This window comes from Pseudomonas mercuritolerans, assembly GCF_025706525.1.
Lineage (GTDB): Bacteria > Pseudomonadota > Gammaproteobacteria > Pseudomonadales > Pseudomonadaceae > Aquipseudomonas > Aquipseudomonas mercuritolerans.
Window position 1 is genome coordinate 301,957 of sequence record NZ_JAMSHA010000004.1, and the last position, 21,958, is coordinate 323,914.

The 21,958-nt window shown below is 61.9% G+C and carries 19 protein-coding genes; 16 read left to right on the plus strand and 3 right to left on the minus strand.

The genetic code is table 11. From position 1 onward, the window contains the following. Positions 1–51: 51 nt before the first annotated feature. Entirely contained in the window at positions 52–2,499 is a 2,448-nt protein-coding gene (locus tag ND528_RS13480; RefSeq protein ID WP_263470507.1) for an acyl-CoA dehydrogenase, read from the minus strand. Between the two features lie 247 nt (positions 2,500–2,746). Between ND528_RS13480 and ND528_RS13485 the strand changes: the two genes are divergently transcribed. From ND528_RS13485 to ND528_RS13500, 4 genes are all read left to right on the plus strand, one after another. Next, on the plus strand, positions 2,747–3,406 hold the full coding sequence (locus tag ND528_RS13485; RefSeq protein WP_071173232.1) for a transglutaminase-like domain-containing protein: 660 nt from the start codon (positions 2,747–2,749) through the stop codon (positions 3,404–3,406). A gap of 43 nt (positions 3,407–3,449) precedes the next feature. After that, positions 3,450–4,073 carry a glutathione S-transferase family protein gene (locus tag ND528_RS13490; RefSeq protein WP_016771011.1) on the plus strand — a complete coding sequence of 208 codons (624 nt, stop codon included), beginning with the start codon at positions 3,450–3,452 and terminating at the stop codon, positions 4,071–4,073. Between the two features lie 133 nt (positions 4,074–4,206). Then, a complete protein-coding gene (locus tag ND528_RS13495) occupies positions 4,207–5,139 on the plus strand; it encodes an ABC transporter ATP-binding protein (protein WP_122611441.1) in 933 nt (310 codons plus the stop codon). Then, positions 5,136–5,915: an ABC transporter permease gene (locus ND528_RS13500; protein WP_056788203.1), complete on the plus strand. Its 780-nt coding sequence runs from the start codon at positions 5,136–5,138 to the stop codon at positions 5,913–5,915. Before ND528_RS13495 ends, ND528_RS13500 begins: the two co-directional genes overlap by 4 nt. Positions 5,916–6,054: 139 nt before the next feature. Here the strand turns inward: ND528_RS13500 and ND528_RS13505 are convergent, their stop codons facing one another. Further along, entirely contained in the window at positions 6,055–6,573 is a 519-nt protein-coding gene (locus ND528_RS13505) for a DUF2062 domain-containing protein (protein WP_016770668.1), read from the minus strand. A 136-nt stretch (positions 6,574–6,709) separates the two neighbouring features. On the opposite strand from ND528_RS13505, the gene ND528_RS13510 reads away from it, so the two are divergent. The 12 genes from ND528_RS13510 to ND528_RS13565 all read left to right on the plus strand — a co-directional run bounded on the left by ND528_RS13510 (position 6,710) and on the right by ND528_RS13565 (position 18,227). After that, complete coding sequence (locus ND528_RS13510) at positions 6,710–8,944, plus strand: DNA internalization-related competence protein ComEC/Rec2 (protein WP_263470508.1); 2,235 nt, start codon at positions 6,710–6,712, stop codon at positions 8,942–8,944. A gap of 101 nt (positions 8,945–9,045) precedes the next feature. After that, a complete protein-coding gene (locus tag ND528_RS13515) occupies positions 9,046–9,681 on the plus strand; it encodes a MotA/TolQ/ExbB proton channel family protein (protein WP_016771007.1) in 636 nt (211 codons plus the stop codon). After that, the gene (locus ND528_RS13520) at positions 9,678–10,106 is read left to right on the plus strand and encodes an ExbD/TolR family protein (protein WP_016771006.1); all 429 of its coding nucleotides are present in this window, start codon (positions 9,678–9,680) and stop codon (positions 10,104–10,106) included. The genes ND528_RS13515 and ND528_RS13520 overlap by 4 nt, the downstream gene beginning before the upstream one ends. Next, positions 10,106–11,116 (plus strand): tetraacyldisaccharide 4'-kinase, encoded by a 1,011-nt coding sequence (lpxK, locus tag ND528_RS13525; RefSeq protein ID WP_133339569.1) that lies wholly within the window; start codon positions 10,106–10,108, stop codon positions 11,114–11,116. Before ND528_RS13520 ends, lpxK begins: the two co-directional genes overlap by 1 nt. 23 nt (positions 11,117–11,139) lie before the next feature. After that, complete coding sequence (locus ND528_RS13530; RefSeq protein ID WP_003179363.1) at positions 11,140–11,325, plus strand: Trm112 family protein; 186 nt, start codon at positions 11,140–11,142, stop codon at positions 11,323–11,325. Then, the gene (gene kdsB / locus ND528_RS13535; protein ID WP_130911825.1) at positions 11,322–12,086 is read left to right on the plus strand and encodes a 3-deoxy-manno-octulosonate cytidylyltransferase; all 765 of its coding nucleotides are present in this window, start codon (positions 11,322–11,324) and stop codon (positions 12,084–12,086) included. Before ND528_RS13530 ends, kdsB begins: the two co-directional genes overlap by 4 nt. Next, on the plus strand, positions 12,086–12,550 hold the full coding sequence (locus ND528_RS13540; protein WP_130911824.1) for a low molecular weight protein-tyrosine-phosphatase: 465 nt from the start codon (positions 12,086–12,088) through the stop codon (positions 12,548–12,550). Before kdsB ends, ND528_RS13540 begins: the two co-directional genes overlap by 1 nt. Then, the gene (gene murB / locus ND528_RS13545) at positions 12,547–13,566 is read left to right on the plus strand and encodes a UDP-N-acetylmuramate dehydrogenase (RefSeq protein WP_263470509.1); all 1,020 of its coding nucleotides are present in this window, start codon (positions 12,547–12,549) and stop codon (positions 13,564–13,566) included. Before ND528_RS13540 ends, murB begins: the two co-directional genes overlap by 4 nt. Before the next feature lie 299 nt (positions 13,567–13,865). After that, positions 13,866–14,336 (plus strand): (2Fe-2S)-binding protein, encoded by a 471-nt coding sequence (locus ND528_RS13550; RefSeq protein WP_016771000.1) that lies wholly within the window; start codon positions 13,866–13,868, stop codon positions 14,334–14,336. After that, positions 14,333–16,654 (plus strand): xanthine dehydrogenase family protein molybdopterin-binding subunit, encoded by a 2,322-nt coding sequence (locus tag ND528_RS13555; protein ID WP_263470510.1) that lies wholly within the window; start codon positions 14,333–14,335, stop codon positions 16,652–16,654. The genes ND528_RS13550 and ND528_RS13555 overlap by 4 nt, the downstream gene beginning before the upstream one ends. Next, positions 16,654–17,634, plus strand: a complete 981-nt coding sequence (locus ND528_RS13560) for an XdhC family protein (RefSeq protein ID WP_130911821.1) — start codon at positions 16,654–16,656, stop codon at positions 17,632–17,634. The genes ND528_RS13555 and ND528_RS13560 overlap by 1 nt, the downstream gene beginning before the upstream one ends. After that, complete coding sequence (locus ND528_RS13565) at positions 17,631–18,227, plus strand: nucleotidyltransferase family protein (protein ID WP_263470511.1); 597 nt, start codon at positions 17,631–17,633, stop codon at positions 18,225–18,227. The genes ND528_RS13560 and ND528_RS13565 overlap by 4 nt, the downstream gene beginning before the upstream one ends. 191 nt (positions 18,228–18,418) lie before the next feature. Here the strand turns inward: ND528_RS13565 and rne are convergent, their stop codons facing one another. After that, entirely contained in the window at positions 18,419–21,685 is a 3,267-nt protein-coding gene (gene rne, locus ND528_RS13570) for a ribonuclease E (RefSeq protein WP_263470512.1), read from the minus strand. Between the last annotated feature and the right edge of the window lie 273 nt (positions 21,686–21,958).

A 21,958-nucleotide genomic window follows, 5' to 3' on the forward strand; every position in this document is an offset into this window, starting at 1 on the left:
ACGGGCGCGGGAGTATAAAGCCCTCGCGCCGTTTTTTCACATAAACCGGGATCAGCGGACTTTGCCCGCTGCCTGGCTCAGTTCCTCTTTGGCGAAATCATCGACGTCGATCACCTTGCGGCGGGCCGCTTCGGCGTCACGCAGGCTTTGCGCTTCGACGGCTTGCAGCACGCCGGCTTCCAGCGCGGCATCGATGGCATGTTCGCCGGCTGCCGGTTTGACCTGCCCGCTCTTCAGTGCGGTGTGCAGTTTTTTGTGCAGCGGTTGCGCGGCATTGAGCAGGTCACTGGCGTGTTGCAGCGCGCCCACGGCATCGTCCGCCGATTGCGGGCGGTAGCAGCCGGCGAGCAGTTCTTCCAGCGCCGGATCGCCCTTGGCGCGACCGATGACCGCAGCGACTTCGGCGCCGAGTTTGTCCGATGGACCTTTGTGACGGCGACCGAACGGGAAGACGATGACCCGCAGCAGGCAGCCGAAGACTTTGTTCGGGAAGTTGCTCAGCAGTTCATCCAGCGCACGCTCCGACTGGCCGAGGCTTTCTTCCATGGCCCAGCGGAACAGCGGCTCCATGTACTCCGGCGAATCCAGGTCGTGATAACGCTTGAGCGCGGCGGAGGCCAGATACAGGTTGCTCAGTACATCGCCAAGGCGAGCCGACAGGCGTTCGCGGCGTTTCAGTTCGCCGCCCAGGAGCATCATGCTGAAGTCGGCGAGCATGGCGAATGCGGCGGCCTGACGGTTCAGCGCGCGGAAGTAGCCTTGGCTGATCCTGTCGCCCGGCGCATGTTCGAAATGACCGAGCCCGAGGTTCAGCACCAGTGTGCTGGCGGCATTACTCACGGCAAAACCGATGTGCTTGAGCAACAGGCCATCGAATTCCTTGAGTGCCTGGTCTTTATCCTGGCGACCGGCCAGGGCCATTTCCTTGAGTACGAACGGATGGCAACGGATCGCGCCCTGACCGAAGATCATCAGGTTGCGCGACAGGATGTTCGCGCCTTCGACGGTGATGAAGATCGGCGCGCCGTTCCAGCTGCGGCCGAGGTAGTTGTTCGGCCCCATGATGATTGCTTTGCCGCCGTGCACATCCATGGCGTGGCTGATGCATTCGCGGCCGCGTTCGGTGAGGTGGTATTTGAGGATCGCCGACAGCACCGAGGGTTTTTCCCCGAGATCCACCGCGTTGGCGGTGAGCATGCGGGCGGCGTCCATCATCCACGCGTTACCGCCGATGCGCGCCATGGCTTCCTGGATGCCTTCGAAAGCGGACAGCGGCACATTGAATTGCTCACGAATCTGCGCGTACTGACCAGTGACCAGACTGGTGAACTTGGCCGCGCCGGTGCCCACGGCTGGCAGCGAGATCGAACGCCCGACGGACAGGCAGTTCATCAGCATCATCCAGCCTTTGCCGAGCATTTCCTGACCACCGATGAGGTAGTCCAGCGGAATGAACACGTCCTTGCCGGAGTTCGGGCCGTTCATGAACGCGGCGCCCAGCGGCAGGTGCCGACGACCGATTTCCACACCTGCGGTATCGGTCGGGATCAGCGCCAGACTGATGCCGAGGTCTTCTTCTTCACCGAGCAGGTGATCCGGGTCATAAGCCTTGAATGCCAGGCCAAGCAGGGTAGCGACCGGGCCGAGGGTGATGTAGCGCTTTTCCCAGTTCAGGCGCAGGCCGATGACTTCTTCACCTTCCCACTGGCCTTTGCAGATGATCCCGGTGTCGGGCATCGCGCCGGCGTCGGAACCGGCCAGCGGGCCGGTGAGGGCGAAGCACGGGATATCGTCGCCACGGGCCAGGCGTGGCAGGTAGTGATTACGTTGTTCATCGGTGCCGTAATGCAGCAGCAATTCGGCCGGGCCGAGAGAGTTGGGCACCATCACGGTTGAGGCGAGGTCACCGCTGCGCGTCGCCAGTTTCATTGCCACTTGGGAGTGAGCGTAGGCGGAGAAGCCTTTGCCGCCGTATTCCTTGGGAATGATCAGGGCGAAAAAGCCGTGTTCCTTGATGTGCGTCCAGGCCTCGGGCGGCAGGTCCATGGACTGGCCGATCTGCCAGTCGCTGACCATCGCGCAGAGTTCTTCGGTCGGGCCATCGATGAACGCCTGTTCTTCTTCGCTCAGTTGCACTTTTGGATAGGACAGCAGTTTGTCCCAGTCCGGACGGCCGCTGAACAGCTCGCCGTCCCACCATACGGTGCCGGCATCGATCGCGTCGCGTTCGGTCTGCGACATCGGCGGCAGGGTTTTCTGGAACCAGTTAAACAGCGGCGCGGTGAAGTGCTTGCGGCGCAGGTCAGGCAGCAACAATGGCGCGGCGACCACCGCCAACAGGACCCAGAAGATGAACAGCAGCCAGCCCGGCGCGTGACTGAAAATCCCCATGGCGACCAGATAGGCCGCCACGATGCCCAACGCGGGCAGCGGGGCGATGCGTCGATGGGCGAGATACGCCACGCCGACGATCAAAACCAGTATCCACAACAACAGCATATTCAGTCCTCCGTGAACCAAGGCAAATCGACCCTCCAGAGCTTAGACGGCATCTGTGAAACCGGGTGGTCAGAGCATGGTGATTGAAATCGTGGGAAACCCCGGATGGTTTTCGTAGGTTCGGTGGGCAACACGTGTGGGAAATCGTTCGTTGCTGCGCAGCTTTGCTTTCAGGTTTGGCCGAAACGTCGTTATCTCTGTGCTCAGGCTGTCGCTAGACTCGTGACTCATCCAGGAGATTGCCGTCATGCACGAGTATCTGAGCCCCGGCCGCTTCATCGATAGTGACCACCCGGCAGTGGTGGAGTTCGCCGAGCAGCATCGCGGTGCCAGTAATGATCCGCGTGAGCAGGCGATCAGTCTGTATTACGCCGTGCGCGAGGCGGTGCGCTACAACCCGTACACCTTCAGCCGTGATCCGCAAACCCTGCGCGGCAGTTACGCACTCGCAGCAGGGGAGAGTTACTGCGTGCCGAAAGCCACGCTGCTTGCCGGTTGTGCGCGGCATTGCGGGATCCCGGCGCGCATCGGTCTGGCCGATGTGCGCAATCACCTGTCGACGCCACGTCTGCTCGAGTTGCTGAAAAGCGATGTGTTTGCCATGCATGGCTACACCGAGCTGTTTCTCGACGGCCGCTGGGTCAAGGCGACGCCAGCGTTCAACCAGCAATTGTGCGAGTTGTTCAACGTCGCAGCGCTGGAGTTCGATGGCATCAATGACAGCGTTTTCCATCCGTTCAACCGTGACGGCGCGCAGTTGATGGAGTATCTGCTCGATCACGGCCAATTCACCGATGTGCCGGAAACCTTCTTCTTCGAGCACCTGCAAAAGTGCTATCCGCATCTGTTCAGTGAGCAACTGCCGGTGCTGCTGGGCGATATGCAGGCCGATTTGAGTCGCACCTGATCCGGCGTATGCTGGCCGTCCACTCACTTGCAAAGAGGCGGTCATGCTGAAGATCTGGGGACGGAAAAATTCATCGAACGTCAGAAAGCCATTGTGGGCTGCTGAAGAGTTGGGCCTGGCGTACGAGGCCATCGACGCCGGCGGCGCGTTCGGTGTGGTCGACACGCCCGAGTACCGCGCGATGAACCCGAATGGCCGGGTGCCGGTGATCGAGGATGACGGTTTCGTGCTGTGGGAATCCAACGCCATCGTTCGCTATCTGCTGGCCAAACACGCCCCGGACAGCGCCTGGTATCCGGCGGATGCGCAAGCCCGCGCCACGGCGGACAAATGGATGGACTGGACCACGTCGAGTTTCGCCGGGCCGTTTCGCACGGTGTTCTGGGGTGTGCTGCGCACGCCTGCGGAGAAGCAGGACTGGAAGGCGATCAACGCCGCGATCAAGGAATGCGATGAATTGCTGAACATGGCCGACCACGCCTTGATCAGCCAGCCCTATCTTTCCGGCAATGACATCGGCATGGGCGACATTCCGCTGGGCAGCTTCATTTACGCCTGGTTCGAAATGCCCATCGAGCGCGCTCCGCAACCGCATCTGCAGGCCTGGTATGAACGTTTGAAGCAGCGTGCGGCCTATCAGAAGGCGGTCATGACCGCGTTGACTTGATAATTACTATCGACACACTTGACTGTACTTGTGCGGCGGGGGCAAGCACCATTGCGAACTTGCGCCGCGGTTGTTTCCCTCGCCGCCCGCCCTTATTTACTTCTTTCCTTCCTTCTTGGTGCGTAAATCCGATATGAGTTCCGCTCTGTCCATCCGGCAGCTAACCAAAACCTACGGCAACGGGTTCCAGGCCTTGAGTGGTATCGATCTGGACGTCGCCGAAGGTGACTTTTTCGCCTTGCTCGGCCCCAACGGCGCCGGCAAATCCACCACCATCGGCATCCTCTCGACCCTGGTCAACAAGACCAGCGGCACGGTGAATATCTTTGGCCACGATCTGGACAAGAACCCGGCGGCGCTCAAGCGCTCGATCGGCGTGGTGCCGCAGGAATTCAATTTCAACCAGTTCGAAAAGACCTTCGACATCGTCGTGACCCAGGCCGGTTACTACGGCATTCCGGCGAAAGTCGCCAAGGAACGCGCCGAGCAGTACCTGACCCAGCTCGGCCTGTGGGACAAGCGCGATGTGCCTTCGCGTTCGCTGTCCGGCGGCATGAAACGGCGTCTGATGATCGCCCGTGCGCTGGTGCATGAACCGCGTCTGCTGATCCTCGATGAGCCGACTGCGGGCGTCGATATCGAACTGCGCCGCTCGATGTGGACCTTCCTCACCGAGCTGAATCAGAAGGGCATCACCATCATCTTGACCACGCATTACCTGGAAGAGGCCGAGCAGCTGTGCCGCAACATCGGCATCATCGACCACGGCACCATCGTCGAAAACACCAGCATGAAACAGTTGCTGGGCCAGTTGCATGTGGAGACCTTTTTGCTTGACCTGAAGAACGACTTGAGCGCGGCGCCGCAATTGCTCGGCTACCCGGCCCGATTGCTCGACGGCCATACCCTGGAAGTGCAGGTCGACAAATCCATGGGCATCACGGCGTTGTTCACCCAGCTGGCGCAGCAGAACATCGAAGTGCTGAGCCTGCGTAACAAAACCAATCGCCTCGAGGAGTTGTTCGTGTCCCTGGTGGAGAAAAATCTGTCGAAGGTGGCGGTATGAGTTCCGAGTTCGGTCCCAACCTCGTTGCCCTGCAAACCATCGTCTACCGCGAGGTCAAACGCTTCATGCGGATCTGGCCGCAGACCCTGCTGCCGCCGGCGATCACCATGGTTCTGTACTTCGTGATCTTCGGCAACCTGATCGGCCGGCAGATCGGCGACATGGGTGGCTTCACTTACATGGAGTACATCGTGCCGGGGCTGATCATGATGTCGGTGATCACCAACTCCTACGGCAATGTGGTCTCGAGCTTCTTCGGCAGCAAGTTCCAGCGCTCGATCGAAGAGCTGATGGTCTCGCCGGTGTCACCGCACACGATCCTGATCGGCTTCACCATTGGTGGCGTATTGCGCGGTCTGGCGGTGGGGCTGATCGTGACGATCCTGTCGCTGTTCTTCACCCATCTGCAGGTGCATCACCTCGGCGTGACCATTCTGGTGGTAGTGCTGACCGCGACAATCTTCTCGCTGCTGGGCTTCATCAACGCGGTGTTTGCGCGCAACTTCGATGATATTTCGATCATTCCGACCTTTGTGCTGACCCCGCTGACTTACCTGGGCGGCGTGTTCTACTCGATCACTTTGCTGCCACCGTTCTGGCAGACCGTGTCGCTGGCCAACCCGGTGCTGCACATGGTCAACGCCTTCCGCTACGGCATCCTTGGTGTCTCGGATATCCGTATCGGCATCGCCATCACCTTCATGCTGGTGGCGACCGTGGTGCTGTATCTCGGCTGTGCGCGGTTGCTGGTGAGCGGGCGCGGAATGCGTACCTGATCCCGACCGCAGCGCTTCCATCGCGAGCAGGCTCGCTCCCACACTGGAATGATGTTCTCTGTGGGAGCGAGCCTGCTCGCGAAGGGGCCAGCGCAGACACAACAAAAAACGGCCTCCCATCGCGGAGGCCGTTTTGCATTCATTTCTGCCGGCTTTTCTTGCGCCGCCGCCATTGCCGCGCCACCCACCAGCGCCAGTACAGCATCACCAGAAAGTAGGCGAGGACGCCAAGCACCAGACCGACGACCACCGAGCCCAACAAAAACGGCTGCCACAACGTCGACAGCTCACCGCTGATCCATTCCCAGGTCAGCTCGTCCGGCAGATGCCGCGCCGGCACATCCATCAGGAACGCCCCGGCCTGGTAGGTGCAGAAAAACACCGCCGGCATGGTGATCGGATTGGTCAGCCAGACCAGGCTCACCGCGATCGGCATATTGCCGCGCACCATCACCGCCAATGCCGCCGCGACCAGCATCTGCGCAGGTATCGGCAGGAATGCCGCAAACAGGCCGACCGCCATCGCCCGGGCGACCGAGTGGCGGTTGAGATGCCAGAGGTTAGGGTCATGCAGCAACGTGCCGAGAAAGCGTAAGGATTTGTGTTCCCTGATGCTCGTCGGGTCGGGCATGTAACGTTTGAATAAGCGCCGGGGCATAAGGCTTCTCGGTCGGTTAAGGCGGCAAGTATGTCTGGATTCTACGAACCGCCCATTCAGACTTTGTGACAATTGTTGACGACAGTGGTGCCGCAGACCCGCTATGCCTAAGGAGGGGACTCTCAAGGACGGGCATATGCGCACAGGGATGATGGCGCTGGCAGTCGGTCTGCTGGCCCCGGTTTTTTTGCCGGCCTTGCCGCCGGTCGGCTTGTTGGTAGTGCTGCCAGTGGTGGCGCTGATGCTGCTGCCGTTTCGCAGCTATCCATTGGCATTTTTGCTGTTTGGCTTTACCTGGGCCTGCGTTAGCGCGCAGTGGGCGCTGAATGACCGCTTGCCACCGAGTCTGGACGGAGAAACCCGTTGGCTCGAAGGGCGTGTGGTCGGCTTGCCGCAGCACAGCGATGGCGTGGTGCGTTTCGAGCTGGCTGATGCGTGTTCACGCCATGAAAAACTGCCATCGCTGCTGCGCCTGGCCTGGTACGCCGGGCCGCCGGTCAATAGTGGTGAGCGTTGGCGTCTGGCGGTGAAATTGAAGCGCCCGAGTGGCTTGCTCAACCCGGACGCCTTCGATTACGAGGCCTGGCTGCTGGCGCAACGGATCGGGGCGACCGGCACTATCAAGGATGGCCAGCGCCTGGCTGAGGCCCGGTATGCATGGCGCGACGGCGTCCGCCAGCGCCTGCTGGCGGCCGATGCGCAAGGACGAGAGGGCGCGCTGGCGGCGCTGGTGCTTGGTGACGGTTCAGGCCTCAGTCGCGAGGATTGGCAGGTGCTGCAAGACACCGGCACCGTGCATTTGCTGGTGATCTCCGGCCAGCACATCGGCTTGCTCGCCGCAGTGATGTATCTGCTGGTCGCCGGGCTGGCGCGGTTCGGAATCTGGCCATTGCGCTGGCCATGGTTGCCGTGGGCCTGTGGTCTGGCCTTCGCGGCGGCGCTGGGTTACGGCTTGCTCGCAGGCTTCGATGTGCCGGTGCAGCGCGCCTGCGTGATGGTGGCGCTGGTGCTGTTGTGGCGCCTGCGTTTTCGCCATCTCGGCGCGTGGTGGCCGTTATTGCTGGCGTTCAATGGCGTGCTGCTGTTTGATCCACTGGCCAGTTTGCGTCCCGGCTTCTGGCTGTCCTTCGCGGCGGTGGCAGTGTTGATCTTCACTTTCGGCGGGCGGCTGGGGGCCTGGCGCTGGTGGCAGACATGGACCCGCGCGCAGTGGCTGATCGCAATTGGCTTGTGTCCGGTGTTGCTGGCGCTGAGCTTGCCGATCAGCGTCAGCGGGCCTGTAGCCAATCTGCTGGCCGTTCCGTGGGTCAGCCTCGTGGTGCTGCCGCCGGCATTGCTTGGCACGCTATTGCTGCCCGTGCCTTATGTCGGCGAAGGGCTGCTATGGCTGGCCGGTGGTTTGATCGACTGGCTGTTTATCGGGCTGGCGCTGATTGCCGGGCAATGGCCAGCGTGGATACCTGCCGCCATTCCATTTTGGGCGTTGATACTGGGCAGCCTTGGCGTGATTTTATTGTTGTTGCCCCGTGGTGTGCCGCTGCGTCCGTTGGGCTGGCCGCTGCTCTTGCTCTTGGTGTTGCCGCCCCGAGAGCGCATGGAAGAAGGGCGGGCCGATGTCTGGCAACTCGACGTCGGCCAAGGCCTGGCCATCCTCATCCGCACCCGCCATCACGCGCTTCTCTATGACGCCGGCCCACGTTTCGGCGAGTTCGATCTCGGCGAGCGAGTGGTATTGCCAGCGTTACGTAAATTCAATGTGCAAGCGCTAGACCTGATGCTGCTCAGCCATGCCGACGCCGATCACGCTGGCGGCGCCCGGGCGGTTATGCGGGGATTGAAGGTGCACCGCGTGGTCAGCGGCGATGTGCCAAACCTGCCGCCGGAGCTGAACGCCGAAGCCTGCGCGAGTGGCGAACAGTGGCAGTGGGATGGCGTGCAGTTCCGGCTTTGGCAATGGTCGGCAGCCGATGACAGCAACCAGCGCTCCTGTGTCTTGCAGATCGAGGCCAACGGCGAACGCCTGCTGCTCACCGGCGACATCGACACTCACGCCGAGCGCGTTCTGCTCGACAGCCCACTGGCCGTGCCGACGCAGTGGCTGCAATCGCCACATCACGGCAGCCGCAGTTCATCATCGATGGTCCTGCTCAAAGCCTTGCAGCCCGAAGCGGTGCTGATCTCCCGTGGCCACGGCAACTCCTTCGGTCATCCTCATCCAACCGTGCTGGCGCGCTACCGCAAGCAAGGTCTGCGCATCTACGACAGCGCCGAGCACGGTGCCATTCATCTGCAACTGGGCAGCTTCAAACCGCCGTGGACGATGCGTCAACAGCGGCGTTTCTGGCGCGATCCGCCGGTCCCGGGCCGTTGATCGGTGCCAGCATGGGTGCCACCTCACGGTCGTCGGGGCGGCGGGTCTTAATCGCGGATCGGTATGGTAAAGTGGCGCACTTTTTCGAGGGGACTGTCACTGTGTGGGAATTGGTCAAATCCGGCGGCTGGATGATGTTGCCGATCATTCTGAGTTCCATCGCGGCCATGGCGATCGTCGCCGAGCGCCTGTGGACACTGCGCGCCAGTCGCGTCACCCCCGAGCATCTGCTGGGTCAGGTCTGGGTCTGGATCAAGGACAAGCAGCTCAACAAGGAAAAACTCAAGGAATTGCGCGCCAACTCGCCGCTGGGGGAAATCCTCGCCGCAGGCCTGGCCAATTCCAAGCATGGTCGCGAGATCATGAAAGAGTGCATCGAAGAGGCCGCCGCGCGGGTCATTCATGAACTCGAACGCTACATCAACGCGCTCGGCACCATCGCCGCCATGGCGCCGCTGCTCGGCCTGCTCGGCACCGTGCTGGGCATGATCGACATTTTCAGTGCCTTCACCGGCTCCGGCATGACTACCAATGCTTCGGTACTGGCCGGCGGTATTTCCAAAGCGCTGATCACGACCGCAGCGGGCCTGATGGTCGGGATTCCAGCGGTGTTCTTCCACCGGTTTTTGCAGCGCCGCATCGACGAGCTGGTGGTCGGTATGGAGCAGGAAGCGATCAAATTGGTGGAAGTAGTGCAGGGCGACCGTGATGTCGATCTGGCCGAGGGCAAAGCGTGAAATTCCGTCGCAAGCCCCGGGAAACCGTAGACATCAACCTCGCGTCGCTGATTGACGTGGTGTTCATTCTGCTGCTGTTTTTCGTGGTCACTACCACTTTCACTCGGGAAACCCAGTTGCGCGTGGATCTGCCGGAAGCGGTCAGCGGTTCGCCTGCCGAAGATCAGCAGGTCAAACAGCTGGACGTCGCCATCAGTGCCGAAGGCGTGTTCTCGGTGAACAACAAGATTCTGCCGAAGAATGATCTGGCGACGCTGATGGAAGCCATGCAGAAAGAATCCAACGGCGACACCAATATGCCGCTGTCGATCAGTGCCGATGGCAAGGCCCAGCATCAATCGGTGATCACCGCCATGGACGCGGCCGGCAAGCTCGGTTTCAGCCATCTGCGCATGACCACGGTCGAGGCGGCGCCGAAATCCTGATGAGCCTGTCCGATCGCCTGCTCGCCGCGTGGTATCAGGGGCATCCGGCCCTGACGCTGCTGCGGCCACTGGAAATGCTGTATCGCCGCGTGGTGATCAACAAGCGTCAGCGCTTTCTCGACGGCGAAGGTGAAATCTACCAATCGCCGGTTCCGTTGATCGTGGTCGGCAATATCACCGTTGGCGGTACCGGCAAGACGCCGATGATTCTCTGGCTGATCGATCATTGCCGACGCCGTGGACTGCGCGTTGGTGTGGTCAGTCGCGGTTATGGCGCCAAACCGCCGCAACTGCCGTGGCGGGTTGAGGCCGAGCACAGCGCCGAGATTGCCGGTGACGAGCCGCTGCTGATCGTCCAGCGCACCGGCGTGCCGCTGATGATTGATCCCGATCGCAGCGCCGCCGTCAAAGCCTTGATTGCCAGTGAGCCACTGGACCTGATTCTGTCTGACGACGGCATGCAGCATTATCGTCTGGCGCGGGATCTGGAACTGGTGCTGATCGATGCCGCACGGGGCTTGGGCAACCAGCGCTGTCTGCCGGCCGGGCCGTTGCGGGAGCCGGTCGAGCGCCTGCAAAGTGTCGATGGCGTGCTGTTCAACGGTGCCCTTGATGATCGCGACGATGGTTTCGCCTTCCGGCTGCAACCCACCGCACTGGTCAATCTGCGCAGCGGCGAGCGTCAGTCGCTCGAGCATTTCCCGCCCGGGCAAGCGCTGCACGCGGTGGCCGGGATCGGCAATCCGCAACGTTTCTTCAATACCCTCGAAGCGCTAGACTGGCGGCCGATCGCCCATGCATTTGCCGACCACGCCGAGTACAGCGTGCAGGCGTTGAATTTCACCCCGTCATTGCCGTTGGTGATGACCGAAAAGGACGCGGTGAAGTGCCGTGCCTTTGCTGCTGCCGACTGGTGGTATCTGGCGGTCGATGCCGTGCCGTCGCCAGCCTTTGTGGCCTGGTTCGACACTCAACTGATGCGCCTGTTGCCGGATCGTCTGCTGCCTTAACTCTTTTATTTCTGGGAATGTTCATGGACACCAAACTGCTCGACATCCTCGCTTGCCCCGTGTGCAAAGGCCCGCTCAAGCTCAGCGCCGACAAGACCGAACTGATCAGCAAGGGCGCCGGCCTGGCTTATCCGATCCGCGACGGCATCCCGGTGATGCTGGAAAGCGAAGCGCGCACCCTGACCACCGACGAGCGTCTGGATAAATGACCACAGCCTTCACCGTTGTCATCCCGTCGCGATTCGCCTCGACCCGTCTGCCGGGCAAGCCGTTGCTGGATATTGCCGGCAAGCCGATGATCCAGCATGTCTGGGAACAGGCGAGCAAAAGCAGCGCGACCCGCGTCGTGGTTGCCACCGATGACGCGCGCATCGTCGAGGCGTGCAAAAGCTTTGGCGCCGAAGTGGTGCTGACCCGTGAAGATCACAACTCCGGCACCGATCGTCTGGCCGAGGTCGCAGCGAAACTGGGCCTTGCGCCTGATGCGATCGTGGTCAACGTCCAGGGCGATGAGCCGCTGATTCCGCCAAGCGTGATCGATCAGGTCGCCGCTAACCTTGCCGCTCACACCGAAGCGCGCATGGCCACGCTGGCTGAGCCGATCGAAGACGTGGAGACCCTGTTCAACCCCAACGTGGTCAAGGTCGCCAGCGACATCAACGGCCTCGCGCTGACTTTCAGCCGCGCGACCTTGCCATGGGCTCGCGATGCATTTGCCAAGAGCCGCGAGCACCTGCCGGAAGGCGTGCCCTATCGCCGCCACATCGGTATTTATGCCTATCGCGCCGGGTTCCTCCACGACTTCGTGAGCTGGGGGCCGTGCTGGCTGGAAAACACCGAATCCCTCGAACAACTGCGTGCCTTGTGGCACGGCGTGCGTATCCATGTTGCCGACGCGCTGATCGCGCCGCCGACCGGTGTCGACACCGTCGAAGACCTTGAGCGGGTTCGTCGCCTGCTGGGGGCCTGATGCGCGTTCTGTTTGTGTGCCTGGGCAACATCTGCCGTTCGCCCACCGCCGAAGGCGTGTTGCGCCACAAGTTGCGTGAAGCCGGGCTGGCGGATGTGGTCGAAGTGGCCTCCGCGGGCACCGGTGACTGGCACGTCGGCAACCCGCCGGACAAGCGCAGCCAGGCCGCGGCGAAACTGCGCGGTTATGACTTGTCGACGCAACGCGCGCAGCAGGTCAGCCGGGCCGATTTCGCCAGCTACGACCTGATTCTCGCCATGGACAACAGCAATCTGCGCAACCTCAAGGCCCTGCAGCCGTCCACCGGCAGAGCCGAGCTGGATCTGTTTTTGCGTCGTTATTCCGGGCTGGTCGATGAAGTGCCGGACCCGTATTACGACGGTGATCAGGGTTTCGAGCAGGTGCTCGATCTGATCGAAGCGGCCTGCGACCAGTTGCTGATCGAAGTGAAGGGCCGTTTATGAGTTTGCAGGTCCAACCGCAAGTATCGTTGCAGGCCTTCAATACGTTTGGCGTCGATGTGCGCGCGCAGCTGTTTGCCGAAGCCCACAGTGATGACGATGTCCGCGAAGCGCTGGCCTATGCCGCGTCCCATGACGTGCCGTTGCTGGTGATCGGCGGCGGCAGCAACTTGCTGCTGACGGCGGATATTCCGGCGTTGGTATTGCGCATGGCCACGCGCGGCATCCGCGTGCTCAGCGACGATGGCAGTCGCGTGGTGGTCGAGGCGGAAGCGGGCGAACCGTGGCATCCGTTCGTGCAGCACACGCTGGCCCAGGGTTTTGCCGGGCTGGAAAACCTCAGCCTGATTCCCGGCACCGTCGGCGCCGCGCCGATGCAGAACATCGGTGCCTATGGCGTCGAGATCAAGGATGTCTTCGCTGGGCTGACTGCGCTGGATCGCGAGAGCGGCGAGCTGCGGGATTTCAGCCTGGAACAGTGCAACTTCGGCTACCGCGACAGTGTGTTCAAGCAGCAGCCGGGACGTTGGCTGATCCTGCGGGTGCGCTTCAAGCTTGATCGCGCCGCGCACCTGCATCTGGAATACGGCCCGGTCCGTCAGCGCCTGAGCGAGCAGGGCATCGAGCAGCCGACGCCCAACGACGTCAGCCGCGCCATCTGCAGCATCCGCAGCGAAAAACTGCCGGACCCGGCGGTGCTCGGCAATGCCGGCAGCTTTTTCAAGAATCCGCTGGTGCCTGCCGCTGTGGTCACGCAGATCCAAGCGCAGCACCCGGATCTGGTGGCTTACCCGCAAGCCGATGGGCAGATGAAACTGGCCGCTGGCTGGCTGATCGAACGCGCCGGCTGGAAGGGTTTTCGCGACGGCGATGCCGGCGTGCACAAGTTGCAGGCGCTGGTGCTGGTCAACTACGGCACGGCCACCGGCCTGCAACTGCTCGACCTGGCGCAACGTATCCAGAAAGACATCGCCGAACGGTTTCATGTCGAACTGGAAATGGAGCCCAATCGGTATTGAGGCAGCTGCAAGTTTCAAGCTTCGAGCGGCAAGCTGCACTGCGTCATGAGCTATCTGCCGCTCTTGCTTGCAGCTTGTAGCTAGAAACTTGCAGCTAAAAAGCCCTGTATAAGCAGGGCTTTTTTGTTAATGCTGGGTTAACTTAGCCGCCTAACGATACCAATCATTTGCTTCACCCAAGGCGCGGTTGCGAGCTGCAATCTGCGAGCGAATCAGACGCGCCTTCACTTTGAGCTTGCAGCTTGCAGCTTGCCGCTAAGATGTAACCCATAACCACTAAAAAATATGCGGGCGTGCCCATGATTACCCTGAAACTCAACGGTCAAGACCACTCCCTCGATGTCACCGAAGACATGCCGCTGTTGTGGGCGATTCGTGACGTCGCCGGATACAACGGCACCAAATTCGGTTGCGGCATGGGCCTGTGCGGCGCCTGCACCATCCATATCGACGGCTTGCCGGCACGCAGTTGCATCACGCCGATCGGCTCGGTAATCGGCCAGAACGTCACCACCATCGACAATCTCCACGCCGACCCGGTAGGCAAGGTCGTGCAGCAAGCCTGGCTCGACAGCGCCGTGGCTCAATGTGGTTATTGCCAGGGCGGGCAGATCATGTCGGCCACCGCTCTGCTGAAAACCAACCCGAACCCGAGCGACGAGCAGATCGAAGAAGCCATGGTCGGCAACATCTGCCGCTGCGGCACCTACAACCGGATCAAAACCGCGATCCGCCAGGCCTCCACCCACCTGAAGGAGGTGAAGGCATGAGCCGTGTCCCGAATGATTTCGCCCTGAGCAACCTCAGCCGCCGTGGTTTTCTCAAAGGCGTCGGTGCCACTGGTGCGCTGGTCCTCGCCGCGAGCTGGGGCTGGCAGGATGCGCTGGCCGATGACGCTGCGAAGAAGTTTGGCGCCGATGGCATGCCCAATGGCTGGATCGACGATCCCAAGGTCTACGTGAGCATTGCTGCCGATGGCAGTGTCACCGTGGTGTGCAACCGTTCGGAAATGGGCCAGGGCGTGCGCACCAGTCTGACCATGGTAGTGGCCGATGAACTCGAGGCCGATTGGGCTCAGGTCAAAGTGCAGCAGGCGCCGGGTGACGAAGTGCGCTTCGGCAACCAGGACACCGATGGTTCGCGCAGCATGCGTCACTGGTACGAACCGATGCGTCGTTGCGGCGCCGCCGCGCGGACCATGCTCGAACAGGCGGCCGCTGCGCAGTGGAAAGTGCCGGTTGGCGAATGCCATGCGCAACTGCACAAGGTCATTCACAAACCGTCCGGCCGTGAACTGGGCTACGGCGAACTCGCCGCTGCCGCCAGTGCGCTGGCAGTACCAGCACGTGACAGCCTGCGACTCAAGCAGCCGTCGGAATTTCGCTACATCGGTAAGGAAGGTACCAAGGCCATCGACGGTGCCGATATCGTCAATGGCCGCGCAGTGTACGGCGCCGACGTGCATTTCGACGGCATGCTCTACGCCACTATCGCTCGCCCGGCAGTGTACGGCGGCAAGGTCAAAAGCCTCGATGACAGCGCCGCGCTGAAAGTCCCCGGCGTGCTAAAAGTCATGCAGATCGAAGGTCGGCCGTTGCCGTCGGAGTTCCAGCCACTGGGCGGCGTCGCGGTTGTGGCCAGCAACACCTGGGCGGCGATCAAGGGCCGCGAGGCGCTGAAGATCGAGTGGGATGACGGACCGAATGCCAGTTATGACTCGATTGCCTATCGCAAAGAGCTTGAAGCCGCATCGCTGAAGGCCGGCAAAGTGGTGCGCAACACCGGTGATATCGACAAGGCCTTGAGCGGCGCCGCCAGCACTCTCGAAGCCTCGTATTACCTGCCGCATCTGGCGCAGGCACCGATGGAACCGATGGTTGCCATCGCCCGTTACAAGGACGGCGTCTGCGAAGCCTGGGCGCCGAGTCAGGCACCGCAGGTCACCCGTGAGCGCATCGCCGAACGCCTGGGCGTCCCGTTCGAAAAGGTCACCTTCAACGTAACGCTGCTGGGCGGTGGTTTCGGGCGCAAGTCCAAACCGGACTTCGTCGTCGAAGCGGCGATTCTCGCCAAGGAATTTCCGGGCAAGGCTGTACGGGTGCAGTGGACCCGCGAAGACGACATCCACAATTCGTATTTCCACACTGTGTCGGCGGAATATCTCAAGGCGGGTATCGACAAGAACGGTATGCCGTCCGGGTGGCTGCATCGCACCGTGGCGCCAAGCATCACCGCGCTGTTTGCGCCGGACATGAACCATGAGGCGGCGTTCGAGCTGGGCATGGGCTTTACCAACATGGCCTACGCGATTCCCAACGTGCGCCTGGAAAACCCCGAAGCCAAGGTACACACGCGGGTCGGCTGGTATCGCTCGGTGTCGAACATTCCCCACGGCTTTGCGATTCAGAGTTTCGTCGACGAACTGGCGCACAAGGCCGGGGAAGATCCGCTCAAGTATCAGATCAAACTGCTCGGCCCGGATCGTCAGATCGATCCACGCACCTTGAGCGAAGAGTGGAACTACGGCGAATCGCCCGAGCGTTATCCGATCGACACCGGACGCATGCGCACGGTGCTGGAAACTGCCGCCAAGGCTGCCGGTTGGGGGCGCAAACTGCCCAAGGGCCGTGGTCTCGGTCTGGCGGTGCATTACAGCTTCGTCACCTATGTCGCGGCGGTGATTGAAGTCGAGGTCAAGGACGATGGTTCGCTGATCGTGCACAAGGCCGACATCGCCGTGGACTGCGGGCCGCAGATTAACCCTGAGCGCATCCGTTCGCAGTTCGAAGGTGCGTGCGTCATGGGCCTGGGCAACGCTGTGCTCGGTGAGATCAGCTTCAAGGAAGGCAAGGTCCAGCAGGACAACTTCCATATGTACGAGGTCGCGCGCATGTCGCTGGCGCCCAAGGAAGTCGCTGTGCATCTGGTGACGCCGCCGGGTGAGGTGCCGTTGGGTGGCGTCGGTGAGCCGGGTGTGCCGCCGATTGCCCCGGCGCTGTGCAATGCGATCTTCGCCGCGACCGGCAAGCGCATCCGCAATCTGCCGGTGCGGTATCAGTTGCAAGGCTGGCAGAAGGCGCAAGCGTAATGGATAGCGTCGATCTCAACGTCCTGCGCAGCGTCCTCGAGTGGCGCCGCGCAGGGCAGCGGGTGGTCCTGTTCAGCGTGGTGCAGACCTGGGGCACCGCGCCGCGCTCGCCCGGCGCCATGCTCGCCTTGCGCGAGGACGGCGTGGTGATCGGCTCGGTGTCGGGCGGCTGTGTCGAAGATGACCTGATCGCGCGGCTGCACGACGGCCGCATCGCCACCGATGGTCCGCCAGTGCAGATGATTACCTACGGCGTGACCCGCGAGGAGGCCGCGCGTTTCGGCCTGCCTTGCGGCGGCACCCTGCGCCTGACCGAAGAGCGCGTCGGTGACCCGGCGTGGGTCGCCGAGCTGCTGCAGCGTTGCGAAAACCATGAAATCGTTGCCCGAGAACTGAACATCGAAACCGGCGAGGTGCGACTGGCTCCGGCGAATAAAACCGATTCGCTGGTGTTCGACGGCAAGGTTTTGCGGGCGATTTACGGCCCGCGCTGGCGCTTGTTGCTGATCGGTGCCGGGCAGTTGTCGCGCTACGTCGCCGACATGGCGCGGCTGCTGGATTTCGAAGTGCTGATCTGCGATCCGCGCACCGAGTTCGTTTACGGCTGGGAAGAGCAGCATGGCCGTTTCGTCCCCGGCATGCCGGACGAGGCGGTGTTGAACATCCACACCGACGAGCGCACGGCGATCGTCGCCTTGACTCACGATCCACGCCTGGACGACATGGCCTTGCTCACTGCGCTTGACTCGCCGGCGTTCTACGTCGGCGCGCTCGGTTCGCGAGTCAACAGCCAGAAGCGCCGGGAAAATCTGGCTCAGCTAGGCTTGTCGCAAGCATCGATTGATCGCTTGCACGGGCCGATCGGCCTGCACATCGGCAGTCATTCGCCGGCAGAGATCGCCTTGTCGTTACTGGCGGAAATTGTCGCGATCAAGAACGGTGTGGAGCTGAAACAGAAAAAACCGCTGGAGGGTGCATGAGCCAATCCATCGCAGTGATTGTGCTGGCGGCGGGCGAGGGCAAACGCTTTCGCCAGATCGCCGGCCCCGACAAAGACAAACTGCTCGCTGATTGCACCGGGCGCGACGGCGCCGTGCGCTCGGTGATCGAGCAGGTGTTGGTGAACCTGCCGGCCAGTCTCGACAAGCGCGTGCTGGTCACGACCGAGGCTCGACCGCAGGCGATGCGAATGGCCCAGGCGTACGGCTGCAACGTGGTGTCGATCGAATCGACCGGCATGGGCGACAGCATTGCCGCAAGTGTTGCGGCCAGTGCTGATGCGGATGGCTGGTTGATAGTGCTCGGCGATATGCCGTTTATCCTGCCATCGAGTATCGAGCGAGTGGTCGCGGCGATGGCTGATGACGCGGTGAGCGTGCCGATGCTGGATGGCGAATTTGGCCATCCCGTGGGGTTTGGTCGTTCGTTTGGCGCGCAATTGCAGGCGCTGACCGGCGATCGTGGCGCACGGCCGTTGTTTGCGCAGGGTAGGGTGGTGGAAGTGGCGGTGGATGATCCAGGGGTGTTGTGGGATATCGATGTGCCTGAATCTTTGGTATTTCCTCAGCCCTGAGCCGTGTTGAAATTCCTTGTGGGAGCGAGCCTGCTCGCGAATGCGCTGGTTCAGTTACATGAATAGTGTCTGCCCCAGCGTTTTCGCGAGCAGGCTCGCTCCCACAAAGATTCCGGATGATGCTGGAATTTCAGGCATAAAAAAGCCCCGCCAGGCTTTCACCAGGCGGGGCTTTTTATCGGCTTCAGGAATTACACGAGTGGTTTAGGCTCGTGCTCTTTTTCCTGGGCTTCTTCGCGCTGTTCAACCGCGTCCTGAACGGAGCGTGGTGCTTCAGCGATCACCGATTCTACCGATGCTTCTTCCGCGACCGGGGCAGGGGCTGCCTCGGTCACTTCAGCTGCAGGGGCTGGTTCGGCTGCGACTGGAGCCGCAGCAGCAGCCAGTTCGGCTTCCTTCTGCAGACGCTCGGCTTCACGCTTGCGACGACGCACTTCACGCGGATCGTTTGGCGCGCGGCCGTTTGGCGTCAGGGCGCTGACCGGAGCCGGAGCTTCAACCACAGGGGCTGGCGCTTCGACTGCGGCTGGCGCTTCTTCAACCTGAGCTTCGGCAACCGGAGCTTCAACCACTGGTGTCGGCGCTGGCTCTGCTGCTGCAACTACTGGCTCGGAAACCATGGCTTGCGGCACTTCGGCTTCAGCGACTGGTGCTGGTGCTTCGGTGACGGCTGGCTCGGCAACCCAGTTGAACGCAGTCTGCTCTTCGCGAACTTCACGCACGGTTTTGGTCACGCTTTCGCTGACGGTTTCTACCGCTGGCTCAGTGATGGCCGCTGGTGCTTCGACGACAGCTTCCGGTTCGGCAGTTGCTTCAACCTGAGGCTGAGCTTCGCGGACCGAAGCGACTTCGATTTCCGGTGCAGCAGTCACTTCCACAGGAGTGGTGGCTTCGACAACCGGCGCTTCGACTGGAGCAGTTTCCAGTGTGGCGGCGGTGGCGCGTTCAGCCTGCTCGTGGGCTTGGGCTTCTGCCGGAGCGCTGATGGTGCTGCTGGCAACGGCGGCGGTGACGGCCAGGCCAGCGGCCAGGTCGGCAGTGCTTGGCTCGCCAGCGTTTTCAGCGGACTCTGATTCTTCCGAACCTTCGATCACGTTGCCGTTGGCATCACGTTGACGCTCGCGACGGTTGCTGCGACGACGCTGGCCACGGGAGCGACGACGTGGACGATCGCCTTCGGCGTTGTCCTGACCGTCTTCCGGCAGTTGCTCTTCGTTGTTGCTGTTCACTTCTTCTTCAGCGACGGCAGCAGCGGCCTGCTCGGCACGCGGTTGACGCTCTTCACGCGGCGGACGCGGAGCGCGTTCTTCGCGTGGCTGACGGGCCGGACGCTCTTCAGCGGTCACGGCAGCAACGGCTGCGGCTGGCGCGGCGTCCAGTGGCTCGCGCAATTCACGTACGCGTTCTTCGCGCTCGCCACGCGGCTTGCGATCTTCACGTGGGGCACGCGGTGCACGTTCTTCACGCGGGGCACGTGGTGCGCGCTCTTCGCGGGCGACAGGCGCTTCGCTGCGGGTTTCACGCGGCTCGCGGGCTTCACGTGGCTGGCGCTCTTCGCGCGGCTCGCGTGGTGCGCGCTCTTCACGTGGAGCACGTTCTTCGCGCGGCTTGCGTTCTTCATCGCGGCGACCGTTACGGTTGCGGCTCTGCTGGCGACCGTTGCGACGCTCTTCGTTGCGGGCAGGACGCTCGGTGGCAGCCGGTTTCGCAACCGCGACCGGTGCGGCTGGCTCTTCCTTGGTGGCGAACAGGCTGACCAGCGACTTCACCAGGCCCTTGAACAGGCTTGGCTCAGGCGCGGCAGCGGGTGCCGGAGCAGGTGCGGCAGGAGCAACTTCAGTCGGCACCGGTGCGTTGGCACGGGCCGGCGCAGTCTTCACTGCAGCTTCCTGGCGAACCAGAGTGCGGGTCGCAGCGGCTGGCTGGACTTCTTCGACTTCGGCAGCGGCGGCAGCGATTTCGTAGCTGGACTGGTTGGTCGCGGCTTCCGGGCTGTCGTCACGCAGACGCTGAACTTCGAAGTGCGGCGTTTCGAGGTGATCGTTCGGCAGAATGACGATACGGGCACGGGTGCGCAGTTCGATCTTGGTGATCGAGTTGCGTTTTTCGTTGAGCAGGAACGCAGCGACCGGGATCGGCACTTGCGCGCGAACTTCGGCAGTACGGTCTTTCAGGGCTTCTTCTTCGATCAGGCGCAGGATGGCCAGCGACAGCGATTCAACGTCACGGATGATGCCGGTGCCGTTGCAACGCGGGCAGACGATGCCGCTGCTTTCGCCCAGCGATGGACGCAGGCGCTGACGGGACATTTCCAGCAGGCCGAAACGCGAGATGCGACCGATCTGCACGCGGGCGCGGTCAGCTTCCAGGCATTCGCGGACTTTCTCTTCCACGGCGCGCTGGTTCTTGGCCGGGGTCATGTCGATGAAATCGATGACGATCAGGCCGCCGATGTCGCGCAGGCGCAACTGACGGGCGATTTCTTCGGCGGCTTCAAGGTTGGTCTGCAGGGCGGTTTCTTCGATGTCGCTGCCTTTGGTTGCGCGCGCCGAGTTGATGTCGATGGACACCAGGGCTTCGGTCGGATCGATGACGATGGAGCCGCCCGAAGGCAGTTCGACGACGCGCTGGAATGCGGTCTCGATCTGGCTTTCGATCTGGAAACGGTTGAACAGCGGCACGCTGTCTTCGTACAGCTTGATCTTGCTGGCGTACTGCGGCATCACCTGGCGGATGAAGGTCAGGGCTTCGTCCTGGGCTTCAACGCTGTCGATCAGCACTTCGCCGATGTCCTGGCGCAGGTAATCGCGGATGGCGCGGATGATCACGTTGCTTTCCTGGTAGATCAGGAATGGCGCGGAGCGATCCAGCGAGGCTTCTTTGATGGCGGTCCACAGTTGCAGCAGGTAGTCGAGGTCCCACTGCATTTCTTCGCTGCTGCGGCCCAGGCCGGCAGTGCGCACGATCAGGCCCATGTCGGCTGGAGCAACCAGGCCGTTCAGCGCTTCACGCAGTTCGTTGCGCTCTTCGCCTTCGATGCGACGGGAGATGCCGCCGGCACGCGGGTTGTTCGGCATCAGTACGAGGTAACGACCGGCCAGGCTGATGAAGGTGGTCAGGGCGGCGCCCTTGTTGCCACGTTCTTCTTTCTCGACCTGAACGATGACTTCCTGGCCTTCGCTCAGGACGTCCTTGATGTTGACGCGGCCTTCGGGGGCTTTCTTGAAGTATTCGCGGGAGATTTCTTTGAGGGGCAGGAAGCCGTGGCGCTCGGAGCCGAAATCGACAAAGGCAGCCTCAAGGCTTGGTTCGATGCGAGTGATGCGGCCTTTATAGATGTTGGCCTTCTTCTGCTCGCGTGCACCGGATTCGATGTCCAGGTCGTAGAGGCGCTGGCCATCTACCAGTGCAACACGCAACTCTTCGGGTTGAGTTGCGTTAATCAGCATTCTTTTCATGTAGTACCGTCGGTTTCCGGGCTGCCGGAAACGGCGTTCGGCACACACGACTTCTCACGGTCGGTGTCAGGTGCGTCGGGAGTGGTTGGCCATTCCCGTGTCCAGCGATGTGCGGCCAATTGGGCCGATACCGCGACGTACGCGTCCTGCTTGCTGTGGCTACTTAAGCACTCAGTCAGGAGGAGGAATCAACCAGCGGCTGTGGACGAGATGAAGCGTCTTGATCAAAGCTTGTTGCTACACAGTCCGGCGGTTGTGCATCTCCACCCTACA